Origin of the sequence: Paenarthrobacter sp. NPDC090517 (genome assembly GCF_044769165.1) — a bacterium.
Lineage (GTDB): Bacteria > Actinomycetota > Actinomycetes > Actinomycetales > Micrococcaceae > Arthrobacter.
Map to the genome: position 1 here is coordinate 125,834 of NZ_JBIVXN010000008.1, position 21,379 is coordinate 147,212.

The window sequence follows — 21,379 nt, forward strand, 5'->3', positions numbered from 1 at the left end:
TTGTGCTGTTGACTGGGTGCATGAGGGCCATATGGAAGGGATCTATCGCGTTCGGTCTGGTCAACGTACCAGTGAAGCTCTACAGTGCCACGGAGGATCACGATATTGGCCTGCACCAAGTCCACAATAAGGACGGCGGGCGCATTCGGTACCAGCGGAAATGCGAAATTTGCGGCGAAGTTGTGGCGTACGAGGATATTGATAAGGCCTATGAAGAAGAAGGCCGCACAGTGGTCCTGACGTCGGCCGAATTGAAGTCGTTGCCGGAAGAGAACAGCCGCGAAATTGAGGTGGTGGAGTTCATCCCCGCCGAGCAACTGGACCCCATCATGTACGAACGCAGTTATTTCCTGGAGCCGGACTCCAAATCGCCCAAGGCGTATATGCTTCTCCGGCAGACACTGGAGGACACGGACAGGATCGCGATCGTCCAATACGCGTTGCGGCAGAAGACCCGCTTGGGGGCGCTGCGGGTACGTGGGGACGTGCTGTTGTTGCAGGCACTCTTGTGGGGAGATGAGGTCCGCGAGGCCAAGTTCCCGTCGTTGGAGACCGACATTAAGATCTCCGACAAGGAACTGGAAATGTCCTCCGCCTTGGTGGAATCCATGGCGCACGACTTTGACCCCGATGAATACACCGACGACTATCAAGCGCAGCTCCGAACGCTGATTGAGGCAAAGCTGGAAAAGGGCGAGGCCTTGGATACCGAGGCCACTTTCGGTGCGACGGAAGGCGAAGGCGAGGGCGGGGACGTCATCGACCTCATGGAAGCACTCAAGCGCAGCCTGGACAAGAAACGCGGCAAGGAAAAAGCGGACGACGACGCCGCTGCCGCCAGCAAAACTGCCAGCAAACCAAAGGCGCGGGCCAAGAAAAAGGCGTGAACCGACGTCGTAATTTACCCGTCCGAATTTCGTGAAAGCAGTGGCCGCCGTTCAAGCGGCCGCTGCTTTTATGTTTGTTCTGGATGGCTAGTGATTTCGCAGCATGGAGATGAGCTCGGATTTCTTCTTATCCGAGTAGCCCTTTAGCCCAAGTTCTTTGGCGCGTGACTTCAATTTGTCCACAGTCCAGTCATCGTAATCACCGGACTTTCCGCCCTTGCGTCCTACTTCCTTGCGGCCCTTGGCCGCGGCAGCGTTCGATACGCGGGCAGCCTTCTCCTTGGACGCGCCATCCTCACGGAGCTCCTCATAAAGTTTGGGGTCCTTCAAACTGGAGTTTTTCTTTCCTGGCATGATGCGTTCCTTTCTCTGAATTGGCTAGGCGCCCGTCTCGTAGTGTGGCTCTGCTACCGGCTTCGACTCCGGTGAGCCCCTTTCTCGGAGGTAGACGGAAGCTCCTACCAGCACGGCCACGGCAAGGAACTCGCTTTGCCAGTTCTGGAAGGACTCAAACCAGAACTGGCTGGAACCGATGTACTCCCATGTGGAGACCTCGGGGAGGCCGTGGCTGCGCTGTTCGTCGTTGTAGGCGGCTGTGCCGCCGAAAGCGTGCAAGGTGAACGAGAGCAGGAAAAGCAGGCCGAGCAGGCCGGAAAGAGAATGCTCGTAGACCTTCAGGACCCACCCACCCCGGCGTACAGGCCAAGGGGTCTTGGCTGTCATTTTGGCGTCTCGTGGGTCCTCGTCCTGAGGGGCGTCCTTGTCCACGGGCTTTGATTCAGAGGAGCCTCTTTGGAACAGGAAAACCGTCAGGACCACGTACATGGACATCTGGAGGAACTCCGACTCCCAGTTCTCGAAGACGGCTTCCCAGAAAGCTCCAGAAGCCAGGAAATCGGAAATGCCGGTTGCCGGTTGTCCGTGTGTTTGTTGTTCTTCGCTGTAATGGGCTGCCCCTGAAATGATCATTCCGCCGAGGAAAACGACGAACAAGCCCGCGTTGACCAGCAGCAAACCATGGTCCTTGACCCACTGGCGGGCCGGCTTGTTGTCCTTACCGGACGTGTCCTGGTGCTTCGCAGGTTTCAGCATGCTCACACCTCTCTTGAGTTTCCACCGTTGCCGTTGCCGTTGCCGTTACCGTTGCCGTTCCGGACGGCCCGGCGGTGCAGCCATAGCGGCGTGCCGACGACGAGGAGCAACAGGACCAGAATGAGGAAACTGGCGGCCACAATTCCCGCCGTTCGTCCTGCGGTGAAGTCGAATACCAAGGTGGCCGAGCCCACGATCAGGAGTGCTACCCCGCCCAACGCCCACTTGGTGACAACGTCGGCACTGGAGACCAGGGTGGCCTTCAACCCCCTGCGGAACAAGCGGCGATGAACACTGACGGGGAGCACGATGAGGATTGTGGTCAGCGCTGCCACCATCACGTTGAAGAGGTAGAGACTCCGTTGCCAGTCGTCCAGCTCTTCGAAGCGTTCTTGAAAGGGCAGCGTCAGCAAAAAGCCTCCCAGAATCTGGACCCCGGTCTGGAGCACCCGCAATTCCTGGATCAGTTCCATCCAGTTTCGGTCCATTCGCTCCTCGAGCGATTCATTGCGACCGGTTCTGGGAGCCTGCTCGGGCTCTACCATCTGTGCACCTCCATTGTGGTTTTGGTGGACGACGACCATGCACGGGACTACGGTCGAACTGTCAGCATTCCTCGATCTTTTCTATCGGGGCCTCATCGGATTTCCAAGGAGGAAGCAATGAGCCAGGACGAACACCGCGTAGACCCGGAGAGCGAACCCGGCGGCTACGGCACCCCTACCCCGGAACAGGAAATGCCGGGTCAGGGTGATGAACGCGAGACGCCGGAACGGCCGGCCCAGGGAGTACCCGACACCCTCGGTGACGAGTTCCCGACACCTCAGGACCCTGATGCGGCCCCGCCACCTTCAGCGACCGGCAAAGGCGCCGACGGCGACGGGTGATGCCGGAGGGCTGCTCCCAGCGCACTTGCAGTGGTGGGAACAGCCCTCACGGTCTGTAGGTGCTTAGGGCCTGGCCGTCTGGATCCGGGAGGGGTATGTCCGGGTTTGGTTTATACCGTGTGTCCCCTGCGACCCGACATGAAGCTCAGCAACCAGCCGATGGCCGCAATGACGAGGAGGATGACGCCTACCCACAGCAACCAGCTCAGGGCTTCGGTGAAGCCGCCTACCAAGAGAAGAACAATTGCTACTACACCAGCAATGATCAGAAGCGTATTCATGGTCAGCACATTCCTTTCTGGGGGAATCTTTGATGAATCGCCGATTCCAAACTATGCATTCCGATTTACTTCGATTGAGTTATGCCGGTACTTGGAGGCGTTCCACGGCCTCAAAGTGCCTTTTCGTGTATCACATACCGGTCTTCGCCATGTGGTGAAGTTCGCCAGTCGTGAACACTAACACTCCTCATTGTACTACTAAGCAACCTTATGAAAGGCTTATTGCAGTCGTCACCTGATGATTGGGCAGTAGTCGCAGACATTATGCGGCGGGTTTTTGGCTCACATGAACGTCCATGAGAGGAACACATGAAAGCGTCACAGCAGCTTGCAGACAACCTTCAGATCGTCCTGACCGACCTCATCGAGTTGCAGCTCCAGGGGAAGCAGGCCCACTGGAACATTGTGGGACCGAACTTCCGCGATCTCCACCTCCAGTTGGACGAGTTGGTCCTCGCCACCCGCCAGTTCGCTGATGACACTGCTGAGCGTATGCGTGCGCTCCACGCCCTGCCGGACGGACGCAGTGCAACCATCGCCAAGGGCACTCGTTTGGAGGAATTCCCGGCCGGCCTGGTCAACACCAAGAACGCCGTCAAGCTGGTGACTGACCGCGTGGAGCGTGCAGTCCAGACCATGCGCGACGTCCATGACGAGGTGGACGAGGAAGACCCCACGACGGCGGACCTGCTTCACGCGTTCATCTCCCGCCTTGAGCAGCTGGTGTGGATGATTAACGCCGAAATCATGAACGCCGGCGCGGCCGTGACTGATCCGGACGAGGCCTAGACCTACCGGACCGGTTCGATCACGAGTAGGGCGGAAGAACCGTGCCCAGGCTTAAGCGCAGTGACCTGTCCAAGCCCGGCATCGTCCGCCGCAAGGTAGGAAAAGGTTTCAGTTACAGGCATCCGGATGGAAGCCTGGTCAGCAAAGAGGATCGCCAGCGCATTAATGCGCTGGCGATCCCGCCTGCGTGGACGGATGTTTGGATCAGCCCCTACGAGCACGGCCACATTCTGGCCACCGGGGTTGATGGTGCAGGACGCAGCCAGTACATCTACCATCCCCGGTGGCGGGAACGGAAGGACACCGAGAAGTTCCTTCGGGCAGCCAAGTTGGGCCTTGTCCTTCCCGCAATTCGGCGCAACGTCACGGTGCAGCTGCAGAACACCGAAGATCCCAGGCAACAAACCCTCGCCGCTGCGGTACGGCTCATGGATCTCGGTGCGCTCCGCGTCGGCTCCGAGATCTATATGAAACAGAATGGCTCCTATGGGCTCACCACACTCCGATGCCGCCACGCCCGGGTGGAAGGGCAGGATGTTTTCCTGAAGTTCCCCGGTAAGAGCGGCCAGTTGTGGGACACATCCATCCACGACCCCGGGCTGGCAGCCTTCCTGGAACCGCTCGCACAACGGCCCCGCAAAGAGCGGTTGTTGGCCTACCAAGCCAACGGGTCCTGGGTTTCCGTTGACGCGTCCATGATCAATGAATACTTGCGTGGCATCGCCGGCGAAGCCTACACATCCAAGGATTTCCGGACGTGGAAGGGCACTGCGGCTGCGGCCCTATGCCTGATCAAGTCCGGACATAAGGGCACACCACGCCAAGCGATAGTGCGGGCCATCAAGGAAGCTTCGGAGTTGCTGGGCAACACCCCGTCGGTGGCCCGCTCATCGTACGTCGACCCAAGGATCATCGAGGCCTACCTCTCGGGCAAGCTCAAGGAAGTGAAGCCCACTGAGGCGTCTGTTGCGGCCTTCCTGAACGGAGAGTAGGCCTAGCCGGTGGTGAGAGACGGCAACAGACACTGAAAGAGCCTGCCATTACCCATATCCGGGTGCTGACAGGCTCTTTCAGTGTTGCCGAGGGGTTTGTGTATCCCTTGTTTAGGCGTCGTGGTCCGTTTCGAGGATCTTGACCAAGCTGTCCAAGGCCGCATCCGCACCTTCACCTTCGGCGCGCAGGACTACTACGTCGCCGTGGGAAGCGCCCAGGCTCATCAGTGACAGGATGCTCGCGGCGTCCATGGCGTCATCCGCGGGCTCGCCCTGGCGTGCGATGGTGACGTCAAGTTCCAGGTCCCCGGCTGCTTCGGCAAAAATGGCTGCCGGGCGGGCGTGGAGGCCGACGCGGCTTGCGATGGTGGCTGTACGTTCTGGCATTGGTGCTCCTCTTTGTGAAGGGTGGCTGTGGTGGGGGTTGCTTGTGGGAAGTCTAGACCGTGGTGGCCCTAGACGCTGGCAGTAGCAGGAACGGGTTCCGCTTCCACCGCCTTCTTGACTGCAAAGCGCTTGAGGGCGATGACGGCCAGGGCGCTGACCACCATTCCGGCGACGATGGCGATGATGAACATCGGCAGGTTACCGATGGCGAAGAAGACGAAGAAGCCGCCGTGTGGTGCCTGGGAGGTTACTCCTGTAGCCATGCAAAGTGCACCGGTGAGGGCGCCGCCCACCATGCTGGCCGGGATGACGCGCAACGGGTCAGCTGCGGCGAAGGGGATGGCACCTTCCGAGATGAAGGAGGCACCCAGCAGCCAGGCTGCCTTGCCGTTTTCGCGTTCGTTGAGGGTAAAGAGCTTCTTGTTCAGGACCGTGGCGAGAGCCATGGCGAGCGGCGGAACCATGCCCGCAGCCATCACGGTACCCATGATCAGCCAGGGTGCCTGGTTGTCGGAGCTGCCGGCGGTAAGTCCGGCCACCGCGAAGGCGTAGGCAACTTTGTTGACGGGACCGCCAAGGTCGAAACACATCATGAGGCCAAGGATGATGCCGAGAACCACGGCGGAGGCTCCGCTCATGCCCGTGAGCCAGCCGTTCAAAGCTGCGGTGAGGCCCGCAATGGGGCCGCCCAGGACAAGGAACATCGCACCGGAAGCAACAATTGAGGCAAGCAGCGGAATGATGACAACGGGCATCAGGCCACGGAGCCAGCGCGGTACCTGCCACGTCCCGATCAGGTAAGCGATGTAACCCGCCAGAAGACCGCCAATGATGCCGCCGAGGAATCCTGCGTCCATAAAGCTGGCTACGGCGCCCGCAACGAAGCCGGGCGCAATACCCGGTCGATCAGCGATTGCGTAGGCGATGTAGCCAGCCAAGGCCGGGATAAGGAAGCCCATGGACAGGTTACCGATCTTGAAGGCAACGGCACCCAGGTAGATCGCCAAACCACCTTCGGGCAGGTTGCCGAAGTTGTTCTCCACCACCACCTTGTCGGCCACCTCGGTGATGTCGTAACCACCCAGCAGGAAGCCCAGGGCAATCAGCAGGCCACCGCCGGCTACGAACGGAATCATGTAGCTCACGCCGGTGAGGAGTGCTCGCTTCAGCTTCTGGCCGATGTGCTCGCCCTTCTCCTCCGCATCGCGCTCAGCCTGCTCTTCAGGGCCGGCATGGGGAACGCGGCGGGCCCGGGGGTCGTCAGCAGCTGCAAGTGCTTCCTGGACCATCTTGGTGGGCTCATCGATGCCACGCTTGACCGGTGCATTGATGACGGGCTTGCCTGCGAAACGTTCCTTGCCGCGAACATCCACGTCGACGGCAAAGATCACGGCGTCGGCTGCTGCGATCACGGCCGGGTCAAGCGGCTTGGCGCCGGAGGATCCCTGGGTCTCGACCTGAAGGTCAACACCCATTTCCTTTGCAGCGGCAACCAACGAGTCGGCAGCCATGTACGTGTGTGCAATACCTGTGGGGCAAGCGGTCACGGCCACAATGCGCTTGGGCGCGGCAGTCGTCGTCGTGCTTGTGGCAGCGGCCGCGGGCGCAGCCTCCGCAGGTGCTGCGGCCGGCTTGTCGGCCAGTGCACCGTTAACAAGGTCCACAATGTCCTGCTCCGTGGCTGCCGCACGCAGAGCCGCAGTGAAGTCCTTTTTGATCAGCGAACGGGCCAGCTTGGAGAGCAGCTTCAAGTGCTCCTGGTCCGCACCGTCCGGGGCTGCGATGAAGAAGATGAGGTCAGCGGGGCCGTCCTTGGCACCAAAGTCCACTTTGTGGGACAGGCGCGCCATGGCCAAGGCAGGCTCCTGGACGGCAGCGGAGCGGCAGTGCGGAATAGCGATTCCGCCGGGGACACCGGTTGCGGTCTTTTGCTCGCGGGCGAAGGCGTCGGCGAAGAGGCCTTCAACCTCGGAAGCACGGCCGGAGGCGGCAACTTTGCCAGCCAGGACGCGGATGACGTCGGCAGGGGAGTCGCCCAGGTTTTGGTCGAGGGTGACCAATTGGGGTGTGATCAGCTGGGTCACTGTGAGTCCTTCTGGAGGGCCGTGATGGTTACGGCATTGGGGGTTGTCTGGTGGACTGCCGGGACAGTGGAGCCCGGCAGCGAAGCAGCAGCGGCACCATGTGCCACGGCTTGACGAAGGCAGTCCTGCGCAGAGCCGCCTTGGGTTGCAGCCAGCAAATAGCCGGCCAATGAAGAGTCCCCGGCGCCTACCGTGCTGACGGCTTTGATGGGCGGATGCGTGGCGAACCATGCTCCGTCCGCCGTCACCAGGACTGCTCCTTTGGACCCGAGTGTTGCGAGAACGGCACCTACACCGCTGGCGACGACGGCGGCTGCGGCTTCAGCGGCTTTGGCCGGATCCGCTTCCAGTTCGTCAGCAGTGGAGACGTTGGTAAAACCGGCGGCGGCGGCAAGCTCTGCGAGCTCCTCCGCGTTTGGTTTGAGGAGGTCGGGCTTTCCCGCGGCATCGCCTACCAAGGCGGCCGCGAGCGGCGCCCCGGAGGAGTCAATGGCGATGCTTGGGGCGGCCGTTCCGTCCGCGTTCGACCGGAGTCGACGAGCGATGGTGGCGTAGAAATCCGCGGGCACTCCTGGTGGGAGCGAACCCGCGAGAACCACCCAGCTGGCGCCACGGGAGCGTTCCAGCAGTAGCCCGATCAGGGCTTCCTGCTGTTCTCCGCTCAACTCCGGGCCGGGTTCGTTGATCTTGGTGGTGACACCGTCCGGTTCGGTGAGCGTGACGTTGCTGCGCAACGCCTGACCGATGGGCAGCGCCGCGAACGGTACGCCGCCGTCGTGCAGCCCTGAAAGTACAGGATCCGAATCAGCGCCCGGAAGGACTGCCAGAGTGTCCAGACCGGAGGCAACCAGCGCCCGTGAAACGTTGACACCCTTTCCGCCGGATTCCTGGTGGACTGCCACCGCGCGCTGAACCTCGCCGCGGGCCAAGGCGCCGGGAAGCTCAACGGTGCGGTCCAGGCTGGGGTTGGCGGTCAAAGTGATGATCATGCGATCACCACGTCGACGCCGGCATCGGCCAAGGCTGCTGCGAGTTCCGCGGACGGTTCGCTGTCTGTGATCAAAGTGTCAACATCCTTCAGGGTGGCGAACTGGACCAGGGTTTCGGCGTCCAGTTTGGAGGAGTCGGCCAGGGCCACCACACGGCGGGCTGACGTGACGAAAGCGGCTTTCACCGCGGCTTCTTCGGGATCCGGGGTGCTGAGCCCGAAGATTGCATGGATGCCGTTGGCACCAACAAAGGCGATGTCCGGGCGGAGTTTGTGAGCTGCCTCCACAGTTGACTGCCCGACGGCGGCCTGCGTCAGTCCGCGGACACGCCCGCCAAGGATCTGGAGTGCTATGCCCTGCGTGGAGGAGAGCTTGCCGGCGATGGGAATGGCGTGCGTGATGACCACGAGCTCATCATTTCCGTTGGCCGGCGGCGTGCGCTGGGCCAGCAGGTCGGCGAGGGTTTCGGTGGTGGAACCCGCGTCCAGGAGGACACTGCCCGTGGTGAGTTGCGGGATCAGGGCGAGTGCCGCGTTAGCAATGCGAAGTTTTTCCACCTGACGCTGAACGGCGCGCTCGAGGATGCTCTCCTCTCGGGTGCTTAGGAGGTCAGAGGGGACGGCGCCACCATGAACGCGCCTCAGGTTCCCGGAAACCTCAAGGGCCGCGAGGTCGCGGCGGATTGTCTCAGTGGTGATGCTGAAACGGTCGGCAAGGTCAGTGACGCTCACCCGTCCGCGCTCTGCGACGAGTGCGGAGATCAGTTGCTGGCGTTCTTCGGCGAACACTTACCCTCCATAGCGGTCAATCTGCTTATCAGTGCAGCCACATCAGTGACTGCTGTCACAACGATGTGGAATTGCTTGACTCTATCTTTGTTTATGTTGGGAAGTCAATAGAAACCAACATAAACACAGATGCTGATGTGGATAAGTTTGGTCGACACAAGACTCCAGGCGCACGAAAAGGGCGTGCCGCGCTCCCTGTAGCGCGGCACGCCCTCGTTCGGACCCCGACTGGGGGATAAATACGGGATCCGGTCTATGGAGTGAACCTGTCTGGTTTCCTTGCCGGCGTGGGCTAGGTCAAAAGGCCAGGGGGTTCTCCCGGTGTTGATGGCCCCGGGGTCGGTGGCGAGGGCACTGTGGGTCCCGGCGTGGGGTCCGGGACGGGCGGCGGCCCTGGTTCCGGCAAGGGAACGGGTTCAGGAGTGGGACCCGGCTCACGGGTGGGATCGGGATGCGAGGGGTCCGGGGGGAATTCGCTCATGATCAGGCGCTCCGCCGGTGGGTGGAGTGTTGGGGCCGAAGGCTTCCGGGAACGGTTGAGGGATACCCGCTGGAGTCCCACCCCGAGCCTGGGTAATCGATGGGAAGGTTGTCCGGATCCGGCGGATCGGGGAGGCGGCGCTTGCCCACCTTCCCCAGCTTTCCACCTGTGGTCGACGGCTCTTTTTGTTGCGATTCTGCGTGCATGCTATCCCTCCCGGTAGCTTCAGAATTGTTGGCACTGCTCGTCATGGCTCTGCTCCCCATGTCGCCCCAATCTCAGTCCGGGATTTCCATGCGGAAGCCGCAATGGCACCCGAGGATGCGTGTGTTGATAAGTACCTCGTACATCCGCAGCTGCGCTCCCGGAGTCAGGACCAGGGGCGCCTGGACCCTGCGAAGCTCGCAACTTTTGGTTTTCATCGGTTCGCCGCAGTGGAGATACTGACCGCCGAACTGCAGCACGCCTTGAGGGGTGCCAGGGCGGTTCAGTACCGCAGCCACGCGCCTCACGGAAGCAACGTGCTCGTAGGAGTACCTGCAAACATGGCATTCGTACGCCACTTCCACCATGTTGGGCGCGGGTGGGTAGTGCGACTGAATGGAGTTCACCAGAAGGTGCTGGTCCGTATTGCAGCGAGAGCACCAAAGCGGTTCATCGGGTGGTTGATGTGCTTCGTCCGGGACTCTGGACGCTGGCTGAGCCGACATGGGTCTGTACCTCTGCATCAAAAATGCGGGGTGCCCGTCTGCATGAGCTGGAAAACCTGAGTCCTGTGATGTGGACTATAGGTCGATTGTGCACATAGGTGCACGCCAGATGCAAGGATTCTGATTCCATCGCCGATCGGGTGACGAGTTGGGCCTGCGCGACCGTAAAATGAGGCATGGACGAAATGAACGTTGATTTTGCGGCGCCTGATGCTGTCTCCGCGCCCGACGATGTTTCGGTGCCTGAGCAGTTGCAGGACCTGGTGATAGACAGCGAAGATGTGGGCGGTTTTCTACATGAGCTCGCGGTATTTTCGGCTTCTGCCGTGTCGCAGGCCGTTGGCATGGACGTGCTCTGCGGCATCACTCTCAGCCGGCGCCGCCGTACTGCCACGGTAGCTGGAAGCACCCATGAAGCCCGACTGATCGATGAAGTTCAGCAGGCTTACGGGGACGGTCCTTGCCTCGAAGCCATGCGAAGCCACAGCACGCAGCATGTTCCCGACACCTCAACCGAAGAAAGGTGGTCGGAGTACTGCACCGTCATTGCCGAGCGGGGGCATCTTTCGGCACTGTGCGTGCCTCTGGAACTGGACGAAGGAGCCACGGCCGCCCTCAACTTCTTCGCCCCGCAAGCCCACGCATTCGATGACGCCACCATCCGTAATTGTGAACTTTACGCAAGCCAAGCCGAGCGCTCACTGCGCTTGGCTGTACGGATTGGCGTGAAGCAGCAGCACGCTGACGATCTGCAGGAAGCCATGCAGACCCGCACGGTGATCGACCTCGCCAGTGGAATCATCATGGGCCAAAACCGCTGTACGCAGGAGGAAGCGTTCCAAATCCTCAAGAAGGCATCGAGCACCCGGAACCAGAAGCTACGGGACGTGGCAGAGACTATCGTCAAGAGCGTGGCCAACGAATCTCCCGTGGCGCACTTCGAAGCGTAAAAGCGCGCGCATAAGGGGTAGGCAGCAACCCCATCACTTGTGACGGGCGCCACTAGTGAACTACATTCATACATGGGTTAAGCAGATAGCCCTTGGAGCCTCATGAGTTGTACCATCCCGGATGGTCCAAGAACTGCACCTTTTTAGCCGTGGCCCCTTTCGGCCGGCTCACAGTGTGCCTCCATGCAGGCTCCTTGAAGGAGTAAAAGGAGAATGGCAATGACGCTTGGATCCCCGATTCCCGCCCCGAAGCCTGCAAGTGGACGGGCACCTGCAACTGCCGATACCGGAGCACGCCCTTGGTGCACCGTTTGCAATACTGATTCCTACGTTTTTGTAGAGACGGTTGTGGAAGCAACGCCGAATCAGTCGGAGATCGTCGAAGTCAGCTACACCTGTAGCGAATGCGATACGTTTTACGCCCATGCAGTCCGCCTGGATGCCTTGATACCCGCCATCCAGAGTGAATTTCTTTCCACGTCCGCAGCGGGCCTCTGGTTCAGCTGCACGCACTGCGGTGATCCCATGACCTTGGGACGCCCCACGGAACGCGTTATCGAGGCGCCCCGGACCACTGACGATCCGGACAGTCCGAGCCTCCTTGAGGTGTACTTGCAAACGCAGGTGCTCCACTGCCGTTGCGGTTTCCAAATGGAGGTTCCGCGCCACGTTGGATAACCGCCGTCTCTAAATAACTCGTCGCGGGGAGGGGCGGCTATGCGTACGTTTGGCGTCGAAGAGGAACTGCTTATTGCCGATCCAGTGGACGGCATGCCCTTGGCATTGGCCGCCGACATCCTGGATGTGGCCTCCCCCGAAGGTGAGGACTCCAACCCTGACGGGCCTTCGCTGAAGTCGGAGTTCAAACAGGAACAGATTGAGGTCAACTCCCTGCCCTGCCGGACCGCCAAGGAACTGAAGGCCGAGATCCGCGCCGGGCGGGCGTTGGCCGACTCTGCTGCCCGGATAGTCGGGGCACGGGTTGCCGCGTTGGCCACCCCGCCCGTCTTCCATGCCACGCCCACTGCGGGCAACCAGCGGTATGCCGCCATGGGCACGGAATTTGGCCTGATTTCCCGTGAGCAACTCACCTGCGGGTTCCATGTGCATGTATCCATCGAGTCGCAGGACGAGGGCGTTGCAGTGCTGGATCGGATGCGCCATTGGCTACCGGTCCTCTTGGCGCTGAGCGCGAATTCCCCGTTCTGGATGGGCGCTGACACGGGGTTCGCCAGTTACCGCACGCAAATCTGGAACAGATGGCCCACGGCAGGTCCAATGGATGTTTTCGGCTCGGCGGACGGATACCGGGCGGTGCTTTCAGAGTTGCTGGGGACTGGAGTTCCACTGGATGAAGGCATGATCTACTTCGACGCCCGCCTGTCCAGGGGACACCCGACGGTGGAGCTTCGGATTGCGGACGTCTGCCTCTACGCCGAAGACGCCCTCACCATTGCGGTCCTCGCACGTGCCCTTGTGGAAACGTCGGCAAGCGAGTGGCGCAAGGGGGAACCGCCGTCGAGCACTTTGACGCCCGTGATCCGCATGGCCAACTGGAAGGCCAGCCGTTTCGGCGTCAACAACCAGCTGCTGCACCCCCTGGAGCAGGCTCCATATGCTGCCGCTGATGTGGCCGGTGCGCTGCTCCGGCACATCCGGCGGGCGCTGACGGAATCCGGAGATTTGGCACTCGCGCGGACAGGGGTGGCGAACATCCTCCGGCGAGGAACCGGCGAGCGGCTGCAGCGTCAAGCTTATGGCCGGCGGCTGCGGCTGTCCGACGTCGTGACTGCGGCAATCACATCCACGCATCAGGGCGGCGAGCGATCGGATGCCAGCCTGATTAGTATCTGACAACAGAAGAACGACGACGGCGGGACGTCGCCGTGGGTGCCCATGGTGACGTCCCGCCGTCGTGCTTTCGGGCTGCGAACCCGGCGAGGATGGTTAGCCCTGGTTGATGCGGATCATGTTGCCCGAGGGGTCGCGGAAGGCGCAGTCGCGCGGGCCCCACGGCTGGTCGATGGGCTCCTGGAGTACCTCGGCGCCGGATGCGCGCAGCTTTTCGAAGGTGGCGTCGAGGTCATCCGTGGTGAATACGAGCATGGGCATGACGCCCTTGGTGAGGAGTTCCTGGATGGCGTCGCCGTCGGCCTGTGAGCGGCCTGCATGCGGCGGGGAAAGGACCAGCTCAAGATCAGGCTGGGCATCGCTGCCGATGGTGACCCAGCGCTGGCCGTCGGAGCCGACATCGTTCCGAACGTCAAAACCCAGGGCGTCCCGGTAGAAGGCGAGCGACTCATCGACATCGTTGACAGTGACGTGTGCGTACTTCAATGAAATGTTCATGAATCACACGCTATTGCAGCTAGGACGCGGGCGCTTCTTCAATCCTGCTCAGGTTCTTATTCCCGGTTCTTTCAGGGCGAGTGTGCTGTTTCGCGATGCAGTTGGGCATCGCCTTCACTGCGTGGTGCTCCCGGGCCCGGTATTCGCTGGGGTTGATTCCTACAATCTCCGTGAAACGGGTGCTGAACGAGCCCAATGAGGTACAGCCGACTTCCATGCAGGCATCTGTCACGCTTGTTCCTGCTCGGAGCAGGGCCATGGCGCGCTCGATGCGCCTGGTCATGAGGTAGTTGTATGGCGATTCGCCGTAGGCGGCCTTGAACTGGCGGGAGAAATGCGCGGGGGACATCAAAGCGCCGGCGGCCATTGTGGGCACGTCCAAGGGACGCGCGTATGCGCGATCGATGAAGTCGCGGGCGCGCCGCAGATGGGCCAGGTTGGCCAGTTCCTGCGGAGTCATGGGCACAGTCTACTAGGCTCGTGCCCATGGAATCAGTGGTGTGGTCGAAGCCCGAAAACCAGCGCAAGGGCACGCCGTTGCTGGTGATGATGCACGGGTATGGCACCAGCGAGCAGCGCATGGTGGACCTCTTCCCGCACCTTCCGGGCGAGTTCACCTGCGCGGCACTTCGCGGCCCCAAGATCATTGGTGACCACTACGGCTGGTTCCTGCTGGACTACTTCCTGACCAACGACTTCGCGGATGTCATCGCGTCCACCAACTCGGTGTTCAACTGGATCAACTCCGTCAAGGACAACCACAGCAGCATCAGCCTGCTGGGCTACTCGCAGGGCATGGCTATGGCAAGCACGCTCCTCCGTCTGCGGCCCAACGCGTTCAAGGCAACTGTCGGCCTGTCCGGGTTCGTCCTGGACAACGATCTCCTGGCCCTGAGTGAGTCATTTGACGCCCCGCCACCATTCTTCTGGGGACGGGATAAGGCCGATCCGGTCATCAACGAGGACGCCATTGCCCACACCGAGGAGTGGTTGAACGCCAACGTCGCACTTACGGCGCGCACCTATCCGGGGATGGGACACAGGATCGAGCCGCCGGAACTGGTGGATGTGAGCGCGTTCCTCAAGTACTACGTCTTGGGTTAAGCCCTAAGGATTAGAAGGCATCAAGGCCTCGGAATCAAGCTTTCGGCGAGATTCGCGTCACAATATCGCATTCGGCCACACTCTATTGAATGACAAAATTGTAAGCGCTTACACTTTTGGCTGGTGTCCCGGTTAGGGACTCACGCCAAGGCGTCAGGCGAGGATGGAAAGGGTTGAGGCCGTGTTGCATGGTTAGGACTCACAGAGTGACAATCCAGGACGTAGCCGTTCTTTCCGGGTTGTCTATTTGCACGGTGTCACGGGCCCTCAGGAACCTCCCCAACGTTTCTGAAAAAGCCCAGCGAAAGGTGGCCGAAGCCGCCAGCAAACTTGGCTACAAAGCCTCCGCCGCAGCATCAAGGCTGGCCGGTGGGAGCACGGGTTCGGTGGCAATCGTGGCTCCGACAGCCACTGCCTGGTTCTTCGCCCAGGCGGTAGAGGCAGCAGAGGAAGTCTTCGGCGACAGCGGCTACGACACAGTCCTGATCAGCCTGCGCAACAAGGCCAGCGTACGGCAGCAGTTCTTTGCGGACCTCGGAAACCTGACGCAAAGAGTGGACGGGGTGCTGCTGCTCAATATTGACCTCGCCCCCGAAGAGGTGGAAGCGTTGAAAGCCTGCGGCCTGGCAGTAGCCAGCGTGGGCATGCGAAATGTTCCGTGGGACAATGTAGGTATCGATGACGAACACGCAGCCTGGCAGGCTACCCAACACCTGCTGGGGCTGGGCCATTGGGACTTGGCCGTTCTCTCGAGCAATGAACACCCCGTTGTGACTGAGACTCCACGGTTCCGTGGCTTCAAACGTGCGCTGGATGATCACCACCTCACCGTCCACCCGGACCTTGTGGTGGGAACCGGGCCAAGCATCGACGACGGCAGGCGGGCAATGACTGAACTCATGACCCGCGGCGGGAGGCCCACAGCGGTGTTCGCCCATTGTGACGAGGCCGGGTTCGGTGCCCTGATGGCGCTGCGTGAACACGGCCTTTCCGTGCCCAAGAACGTCTCCGTGATCGGCATAGACGATCACCCCATGAGCTGGTTCCTGGGCCTGAGCACCGTGGCGCAACCCGTTGCCGACCAAGGTGCCTTCGCAGCGAACCTGCTGTGTGAACGCCTGCTGAATACTGAATCCCCCCATCAACCCTCCAACCACCTGCTCGATACCAAGCTCATCGAACGCAAGACCACGCGCCACAAGCGCTGAACGGAACAATGCACATGACTGATCTTCGTAATGCCTGGACTGGCGCTTCGGCGTTGTTGTTCGACCTCGACGGCGTGCTGACGCCCACTGCCGTGGTGCATGAGCAGGCGTGGCAGGAACTTTTCGACGGTTACCTGGCCGCTACAGGCCACCCTCAGGGATACCGGGAGAGCGACTACTTCGATCACATCGATGGCAAGCCTCGCTTCGACGGCGTCCGTGACTTCCTGACGTCCCGCGGCATTACGCTGCCCGAAGGGCCGGTTCATGACCACCCGGACAACGAAACCGTGCAGGGATTGGGCAACCGCAAGAACGCGATTTTCAACGAGATCGTGAACTCCCGCGGCGTTGAGCCGTATGAGGGCTCGGTGAAGTTCATCAACGCTGCAGTGGAGCTGGGTCTCAAGGTGGCTGTGGTGTCTTCCTCGCGCAACGCGCCTGCGGTACTGAAGGCTGCCGGGCTCGACCACCACTTTGAGGTGGTCGTCGACGGCCAGGTTGCTGCCGGCGTCGGACTTCCCGGTAAGCCGGACCCGGCCACCTACGTCTATGGAGCAAGCCTGCTGGGCGTGCCTGTGGAGGAATGCATCGTGGTTGAGGACGCAGTGTCCGGCGTGCAGGCCGGCGCGGGCGCTGCCTTTTACGCCGTGATCGGCGTGGACCGCGGGGCAGGCCGGAAAACGCTGCTCGACGCCGGCGCCACCCTGGTAGTAGACGACCTCAACGATCTTCTCTGACCCTACTTTTTTCGAAGGATTTCAACAGCCCATGGCACTCATCAGCTCCGATCGGCTTCGCTTCCCCTGCGAGCCCTGGAAGCTCGTGGAGAATATCCACGTCCCCGGTGAAGAGGGAACGCTGGAAACGCTATTCGCGCTTGGCAACGGTCACCTTGGTATTCGAGGCTCGCACTCGACCGCCGGGGACGGCGAACTTCCCGGCACGTTCATCAACGGCTTCCATGAGATTTGGGACATCAAGCACGCCGAAAATGCTTATGGTTTTGCCCGGACCGGCCAGCGGATCGTCTACGTGCCTGACGCCAACAACTTCACCGTCTCCATTGATGGCGAAGCCCTGAGCCTTGCCGAATCCACGGTGACGGACTACCACCGCAGCGTCGACTTTTCCACAGGCGTGTACGAGGAAAGCATCACCTGGGCCTGCCGCTCGGGCGCTACCGTCACCACAGTGGAGCGTCGCGCCGTAGGCTTCGATTCCCGCGGATGTCTTGGCCTGGAGTTGTCGCTGACAGCTGACCGCGACGTGTCCGCGGACATCACCTCAGGTGTCGTGAATCGCCAGGATCAGCCTGTGGAGGACCACTCGGTCCACGACCCCCGCCGCTCGGGCCGGCACGCTGGCCGGGTCCTGCTTCCGCTGCACCTCCAGGGCACCGACGGCTCGCTTCGCCTGGCATGGGAAACGTCCGAGTCCCGCCAGCGCGTCGCCATGGCCGTTGATCACTGGATTTCGGCCGAAGGCCAGCCCTTCGAGACGTTGGTGGCGGAGGACGAATCGTCCGTCCGCTACGTTTTGGCCATTCACGACGGCGACACTTTCCGTTTGGAGAAGTCGGTCAGTTACGTGGTTGCCGGCTCCTCTGACGCCGAAGACCGTGGGGAAAGCCTTGCGGCCGAGGCCGAAGCGAACCTGGTGTCGTTCTCCGACATCCTGGCCCAGAGCAAGGCGCATTACGCCGAATACTGGACCACCGCGGACATCTCAATCGGCGGCCAGCCGGAGATGCAGCAGGCGGTGCGCTGGGGTTTGTTCCAGTTGGCACAGGCCACTGCCCGGGCGGGTGTTGCGGGTATCCCGGCCAAGGGTGTGAGCGGTTCCGGTTACGAGGGCCACTACTTCTGGGACCAAGAGGTCTACCTCCTGCCGTACCTGACTTACACCAACCCCTGCGGTGCGCGGAAGGTGCTGGAATCGCGCCACGCGATGCTGCCTGATGCGCGCGTCCGGGCCAAGGAGCTCAGCGTGGACGGCGCACTGTTCCCGTGGCGGACCATCAACGGCCTCGAAGCGAGTGCCTACTACGCCGCCGGCACAGCCCAGTTCCACATTGCGGCGGCCATCGCCTTCGCAGCCAACCGATACCAGTGGGCCAGTGGCGATGACACCTTCCGCGGCGAACTCGGCGCAGACCTGCTGATTGAAACAGCACGCATGTGGGCGTCGCTGGGCTTCTTCGGCAAAGACGGAATGTTCCACATCCACGGCGTCACCGGCCCGGATGAGTACACGGCCGTGGTCAACGACAACCTCTACACCAACGTCATGGCGCGCTTCAATCTGCGAGCCGCCGCCGCGCTGGAACACGAGGGGATAGCCGAAACCGAGCGCATGGTGTGGCGGCAGGCGGCCGAGCGGATGTCGCTCCCGTACGACCCCCACCTGGAAGTCTTCAGCCAGGACAACGACTTCATGACTCTGGAGCCGTGGGACTGGAACACACCCAAGTCCAAGTACCCGTTGCTGCTGAACTTCCACCCCTTGGTGATTTACCGGCACCAGGTACTCAAGCAGGCTGACACCGTGCTGGCCATGTTCCTGCAGTGGCAGGACTTCACGGCCGAGGAAAAGCAGCGCGCTTTCGACTTCTACGATCCCATCACCACCGGCGACTCCACCCTGTCTGCCTGCGTTCAGGGCATCATGGCTGCCGAGGTTGGATACGGCGACGTCGCGCTGAAGCACTTTACCGAGGCACTGTTCATCGACCTCGACAACTCCCACGGCAACACCATCGACGGCGTCCACATTGCCTCCACCGGCGGTATCTGGAGCTCCTTGGTGTGCGGTTTCGCAGGCATGCGGGACCAGGGCGAGGTGCTGCGCTTTGATCCTCGCCTGCCCTCCGAGTGGGAAGGCTTGTCCTTCCGGCTCAAGGTGCAGGGACGCCTGCTGGCCGTGGACCTTTCCCAAGGTTCCATCGCCCTGACGCTCGTACCCGGTGGGGATTACAGTGACGAGCCGCTACGGATTGACGTGCGGGGTTACGACGTCACGGTTAGCGCGGAAACGGTCACGGTGCCGTTGGACACCGTACCCGTCCCGCCGCCGTCGATCTTTCCCAGCGTCTTCCCGACGGCAGGCCTGCCGATTATCCGGTAAATCGCCGGTGCCGCGGCGCTCTTCAGGATGCCCGCGACGTGTGGTCCTCGATCAGGCCACTCGCCGCGATCTCCCGTAACGAGTAGATGGCTTTGGCTGCCGAATCCTTGTCGTGGAAACAGATGGAGAGAGCGAGTTCCGTCCCGTCGCCATCGACGAGCCGGACGCGGCAATCACCTCCGGATTCTTCGAACAGTTCAAAATGTCCGGCCATCTAAGCGGCACCCCGCTCCGGAACGTCTGCGGGCGCCTTTGCCCCTGGCGTCCCCGGCGGAGCCGCGGCGTTTCGACGCCGTTCCAACTCGCTGTTGATCAGATCCAGCAGCGCTTGGGCCGGCTCGGACAGGTGGTGGGTGTCGGGGGAACCTAGCTGGTCGCAGTGCAGGAGCACATGGCGGATCCGTTCCAGTTCCCGTGATGGCACCAACGGCCAGCGGTGAAACAGCTGCCTGACGGCGATGGCTCCGAGAAGGGCGTCGGGTTTGTTGGACACACCATGGCTTCCATGGTGTGCGGCTGCTCTTCGTCGAGCAACGCTGGCCGCAGAAGGTGCGACCCCATGGGCCAGGAGAATCTCTGACTTGAGGGAATTGGGGGCCAAAGCGGACCTCCCTGATGAGTGCGAAGGAAGCCGGCTGCGTGACTATGAAATTAGCTTACAGAATGTGAGTTATGTCATGTCAATCATTACGCGAGTTAGCCGCCGTCGTAATTTAAAGTACCGCCACCCATGGCAAAAGCGCCGCCGCCCCGTACGGGGTGGCGGCGCCTCTGCGTCCATCAAAGATGGATGTGGGGAGTGTCCTCGGCGCCGCTGAAGGTCTTGCGGTCGATCCTGATGAGGAGCAAGGCAACCGGGGCGATCAGTATCGCCACGCCTGCCGCCCATAGGAACACCAATGAGTAGCCCGAGGTTAGGGCGGCCAGTGTCCCGCCGCCGACTGCGGCTGTGGCTGCGGCCGCGATCGCACTGAACAGGGCGATGCCCAGCGAGCCGCCGATCTGCTGTGACGCATTAACCAGTGCGCTCGCGACGCCTGCATCGTCCTTGCTCACTCCGAACAGGGCAAGGTTCTGCATGGGGACGAAGACCATTCCAAGACCGATGCCCATCAGCACCAGCGCGGGCAGCATGTTCACCGTGTAACTGCCCTCGGGCGTGACCTGGGTGAGCCACAGCATGGCTGCCGCCATGAAGACGGGTCCAAGTGCACTGGGGACCCTGGCGCCCAGCTTGGGTAGGTTCTTCGCAACGAGGCCCGCGGTGATGATCAGCACCACGGTCATGGGCAGCGACGCGATTCCTGCGGCAAACGGCGCGAAGCCTAAAACGATCTGCAGATAGAAATTGATGAACAGGATGCCGCCAATCAGCACCGCTCCTGCCAGGAATGATGCCAGGAATGCTGCTGCACGGTTGCGTTCCGTAGCTACGCGCAATGGCAACAGCGGATTCTTGACTTTGCTTTCGACGGCGACGAACAGTCCCAGCAACACCGCACCTGCGGCGATGAAGCCCCAAGACTCGATAGCACCCCAGCCATGCTCGGCGTTGGCGAAGCCGTAGACCAGGGAGCCCAGCCCCAGTGCGGCAAGAACGACGCCGGGCCAGTCGTATTTGGTGGAGCCGCCGGCCTTGCTTTCACTCACCAAGGTCCAGACGCCTATGAGGGCGATGACGGCGATGGGGACGTTGACGAAGAAGCACCAGCGCCAAGAGACGAACTCGGTGAGGAAACCGCCGAGTAGGACTCCGGCCGCCGCGCCTACCCCGCTAATGGAGCCAAAGATGGCAAACGCGGTTCCGCGGTCCTTGCCTCCCGGGAATGCAACCGTCAGGAGCGCCAGCGCCGCCGGTGCGAGTAGTGCTGCGAAGATACCCTGCAGCGCTCGGGCTCCAATCAGTTCCCACGGCTGCTGCGCAAGTCCACCGATCAGGGACGCGATGGCGAAGCCTGCCGAGGCTGTGATGAAGGTCCGCTTCCTTCCCCAGAAGTCCGCGATGCGCCCGCCGAGGAGCAGGAAAGCGCCGAAGACCAGGGCGTAGGCGGTGACCACCCATGCCCGGGTCGAGTCGCTGATGCCCATCTCCATCTGGAGTCGGGGGAGTGCCAGGTTCACGATGGTGCCGTCCAGGACAACCATGAACTGCGCCAAGGCCAGGAAGGGGAGGGCGCGCCAGCCGATCCCCTTCTTGTTGTGCTCGCCTTGTTTGCTGCCTTGACCCAAAGAGCCCGGCGTCTCGAGTAGTTGTGATGCCACGCGTCACCCATTC

General features: G+C 61.6%; 25 protein-coding genes. 11 read left to right on the forward strand and 14 right to left on the reverse strand.

Going from position 1 to position 21,379, the window contains the following annotated elements; genetic code table 11:
- Positions 1–20 precede the first annotated feature (20 nt).
- Positions 21–887 carry a Ku protein gene (locus ACIQTW_RS20055; protein ID WP_402940728.1) on the forward strand — a complete coding sequence of 289 codons (867 nt, stop codon included), beginning with the start codon at positions 21–23 and terminating at the stop codon, positions 885–887.
- 87 nt (positions 888–974) lie between these two features.
- Here ACIQTW_RS20055 and ACIQTW_RS20060 read toward each other — a convergent pair whose 3' ends face one another.
- From ACIQTW_RS20060 to ACIQTW_RS20070, 3 genes are read right to left on the reverse strand one after another with little or no spacing between them, the layout of a single operon-like run.
- On the reverse strand, positions 975–1,241 hold the full coding sequence (locus tag ACIQTW_RS20060; RefSeq protein WP_017197099.1) for a Rho termination factor N-terminal domain-containing protein: 267 nt from the start codon (positions 1,239–1,241) through the stop codon (positions 975–977).
- A gap of 24 nt (positions 1,242–1,265) precedes the next feature.
- The gene (locus ACIQTW_RS20065; protein ID WP_402940733.1) at positions 1,266–1,979 is read right to left on the reverse strand and encodes a DUF6766 family protein; all 714 of its coding nucleotides are present in this window, start codon (positions 1,977–1,979) and stop codon (positions 1,266–1,268) included.
- A gap of 2 nt (positions 1,980–1,981) precedes the next feature.
- Complete coding sequence (locus ACIQTW_RS20070) at positions 1,982–2,524, reverse strand: DUF6328 family protein (RefSeq protein ID WP_402940736.1); 543 nt, start codon at positions 2,522–2,524, stop codon at positions 1,982–1,984.
- Between the two features lie 117 nt (positions 2,525–2,641).
- Between ACIQTW_RS20070 and ACIQTW_RS20075 the strand changes: the two genes are divergently transcribed.
- Entirely contained in the window at positions 2,642–2,866 is a 225-nt protein-coding gene (locus ACIQTW_RS20075) for a hypothetical protein (protein WP_402940739.1), read from the forward strand.
- Between the two features lie 110 nt (positions 2,867–2,976).
- Here ACIQTW_RS20075 and ACIQTW_RS20080 read toward each other — a convergent pair whose 3' ends face one another.
- Positions 2,977–3,147: a hypothetical protein gene (locus ACIQTW_RS20080; protein ID WP_017197102.1), complete on the reverse strand. Its 171-nt coding sequence runs from the start codon at positions 3,145–3,147 to the stop codon at positions 2,977–2,979.
- Positions 3,148–3,456: 309 nt separating this feature from the next.
- Here ACIQTW_RS20080 and ACIQTW_RS20085 point away from each other — a divergent pair, with 309 nt between their 5' ends.
- Both ACIQTW_RS20085 and ACIQTW_RS20090 read left to right on the forward strand, forming a co-directional pair.
- Positions 3,457–3,936 carry a Dps family protein gene (locus ACIQTW_RS20085; RefSeq protein ID WP_141283449.1) on the forward strand — a complete coding sequence of 160 codons (480 nt, stop codon included), beginning with the start codon at positions 3,457–3,459 and terminating at the stop codon, positions 3,934–3,936.
- Positions 3,937–3,977: 41 nt separating this feature from the next.
- Positions 3,978–4,928: a DNA topoisomerase IB gene (locus ACIQTW_RS20090; protein ID WP_402940743.1), complete on the forward strand. Its 951-nt coding sequence runs from the start codon at positions 3,978–3,980 to the stop codon at positions 4,926–4,928.
- 111 nt (positions 4,929–5,039) lie between these two features.
- On the opposite strand, the gene ACIQTW_RS20095 is transcribed toward ACIQTW_RS20090, so the two are convergent.
- The 5 genes from ACIQTW_RS20095 to ACIQTW_RS20115 form a co-directional block, all read right to left on the reverse strand.
- Positions 5,040–5,315, reverse strand: a complete 276-nt coding sequence (locus tag ACIQTW_RS20095) for an HPr family phosphocarrier protein (RefSeq protein ID WP_402940746.1) — start codon at positions 5,313–5,315, stop codon at positions 5,040–5,042.
- A 68-nt stretch (positions 5,316–5,383) separates the two neighbouring features.
- Positions 5,384–7,399, reverse strand: a complete 2,016-nt coding sequence (locus ACIQTW_RS20100) for a fructose-specific PTS transporter subunit EIIC (protein WP_402940748.1) — start codon at positions 7,397–7,399, stop codon at positions 5,384–5,386.
- Positions 7,396–8,388, reverse strand: a complete 993-nt coding sequence (locus ACIQTW_RS20105) for a 1-phosphofructokinase family hexose kinase (RefSeq protein ID WP_402940751.1) — start codon at positions 8,386–8,388, stop codon at positions 7,396–7,398. Before ACIQTW_RS20105 ends, ACIQTW_RS20100 begins: the two co-directional genes overlap by 4 nt.
- Entirely contained in the window at positions 8,385–9,176 is a 792-nt protein-coding gene (locus ACIQTW_RS20110; protein WP_402940753.1) for a DeoR/GlpR family DNA-binding transcription regulator, read from the reverse strand. The genes ACIQTW_RS20105 and ACIQTW_RS20110 overlap by 4 nt, the downstream gene beginning before the upstream one ends.
- Before the next feature lie 759 nt (positions 9,177–9,935).
- On the reverse strand, positions 9,936–10,268 hold the full coding sequence (locus ACIQTW_RS20115; protein ID WP_402940756.1) for a hypothetical protein: 333 nt from the start codon (positions 10,266–10,268) through the stop codon (positions 9,936–9,938).
- A gap of 275 nt (positions 10,269–10,543) precedes the next feature.
- On the opposite strand from ACIQTW_RS20115, the gene ACIQTW_RS20120 reads away from it, so the two are divergent.
- The 3 genes from ACIQTW_RS20120 to ACIQTW_RS20130 all read left to right on the forward strand — a co-directional run bounded on the left by ACIQTW_RS20120 (position 10,544) and on the right by ACIQTW_RS20130 (position 13,171).
- Positions 10,544–11,317: a GAF and ANTAR domain-containing protein gene (locus ACIQTW_RS20120; RefSeq protein ID WP_402940759.1), complete on the forward strand. Its 774-nt coding sequence runs from the start codon at positions 10,544–10,546 to the stop codon at positions 11,315–11,317.
- Positions 11,318–11,536: 219 nt separating this feature from the next.
- Complete coding sequence (locus tag ACIQTW_RS20125) at positions 11,537–11,995, forward strand: hypothetical protein (protein WP_402940761.1); 459 nt, start codon at positions 11,537–11,539, stop codon at positions 11,993–11,995.
- Between the two features lie 39 nt (positions 11,996–12,034).
- The gene (locus ACIQTW_RS20130; RefSeq protein WP_402940764.1) at positions 12,035–13,171 is read left to right on the forward strand and encodes a glutamate--cysteine ligase; all 1,137 of its coding nucleotides are present in this window, start codon (positions 12,035–12,037) and stop codon (positions 13,169–13,171) included.
- Between the two features lie 93 nt (positions 13,172–13,264).
- On the opposite strand, the gene ACIQTW_RS20135 is transcribed toward ACIQTW_RS20130, so the two are convergent.
- Together ACIQTW_RS20135 and ACIQTW_RS20140 are read right to left on the reverse strand one after the other, a co-directional pair.
- Positions 13,265–13,666: a VOC family protein gene (locus ACIQTW_RS20135; protein WP_011773069.1), complete on the reverse strand. Its 402-nt coding sequence runs from the start codon at positions 13,664–13,666 to the stop codon at positions 13,265–13,267.
- Positions 13,667–13,685: 19 nt separating this feature from the next.
- On the reverse strand, positions 13,686–14,126 hold the full coding sequence (locus tag ACIQTW_RS20140; protein WP_402940767.1) for a helix-turn-helix transcriptional regulator: 441 nt from the start codon (positions 14,124–14,126) through the stop codon (positions 13,686–13,688).
- 26 nt (positions 14,127–14,152) lie between these two features.
- Here ACIQTW_RS20140 and ACIQTW_RS20145 point away from each other — a divergent pair, with 26 nt between their 5' ends.
- The 4 genes from ACIQTW_RS20145 to ACIQTW_RS20160 all read left to right on the forward strand — a co-directional run bounded on the left by ACIQTW_RS20145 (position 14,153) and on the right by ACIQTW_RS20160 (position 19,104).
- Complete coding sequence (locus ACIQTW_RS20145) at positions 14,153–14,770, forward strand: alpha/beta hydrolase (protein ID WP_402940770.1); 618 nt, start codon at positions 14,153–14,155, stop codon at positions 14,768–14,770.
- 206 nt (positions 14,771–14,976) lie between these two features.
- Positions 14,977–15,978, forward strand: coding sequence for a LacI family DNA-binding transcriptional regulator (locus ACIQTW_RS20150; RefSeq protein WP_402940773.1), 1,002 nt, complete (start codon positions 14,977–14,979; stop codon positions 15,976–15,978).
- Positions 15,979–15,986: 8 nt separating this feature from the next.
- A complete protein-coding gene (locus ACIQTW_RS20155) occupies positions 15,987–16,718 on the forward strand; it encodes an HAD family hydrolase (protein WP_402940776.1) in 732 nt (243 codons plus the stop codon).
- A 31-nt stretch (positions 16,719–16,749) separates the two neighbouring features.
- Positions 16,750–19,104 (forward strand): glycoside hydrolase family 65 protein, encoded by a 2,355-nt coding sequence (locus ACIQTW_RS20160; RefSeq protein WP_402940779.1) that lies wholly within the window; start codon positions 16,750–16,752, stop codon positions 19,102–19,104.
- 22 nt (positions 19,105–19,126) lie between these two features.
- Here the strand turns inward: ACIQTW_RS20160 and ACIQTW_RS20165 are convergent, their stop codons facing one another.
- The 3 genes from ACIQTW_RS20165 to ACIQTW_RS20175 form a co-directional block, all read right to left on the reverse strand.
- The gene (locus ACIQTW_RS20165) at positions 19,127–19,318 is read right to left on the reverse strand and encodes a YegP family protein (protein WP_402940782.1); all 192 of its coding nucleotides are present in this window, start codon (positions 19,316–19,318) and stop codon (positions 19,127–19,129) included.
- A complete protein-coding gene (locus ACIQTW_RS20170) occupies positions 19,319–19,597 on the reverse strand; it encodes a hypothetical protein (protein ID WP_402940785.1) in 279 nt (92 codons plus the stop codon).
- A 287-nt stretch (positions 19,598–19,884) separates the two neighbouring features.
- Positions 19,885–21,366, reverse strand: a complete 1,482-nt coding sequence (locus tag ACIQTW_RS20175; RefSeq protein WP_402940788.1) for an MFS transporter — start codon at positions 21,364–21,366, stop codon at positions 19,885–19,887.
- Positions 21,367–21,379 lie beyond the last annotated feature (13 nt).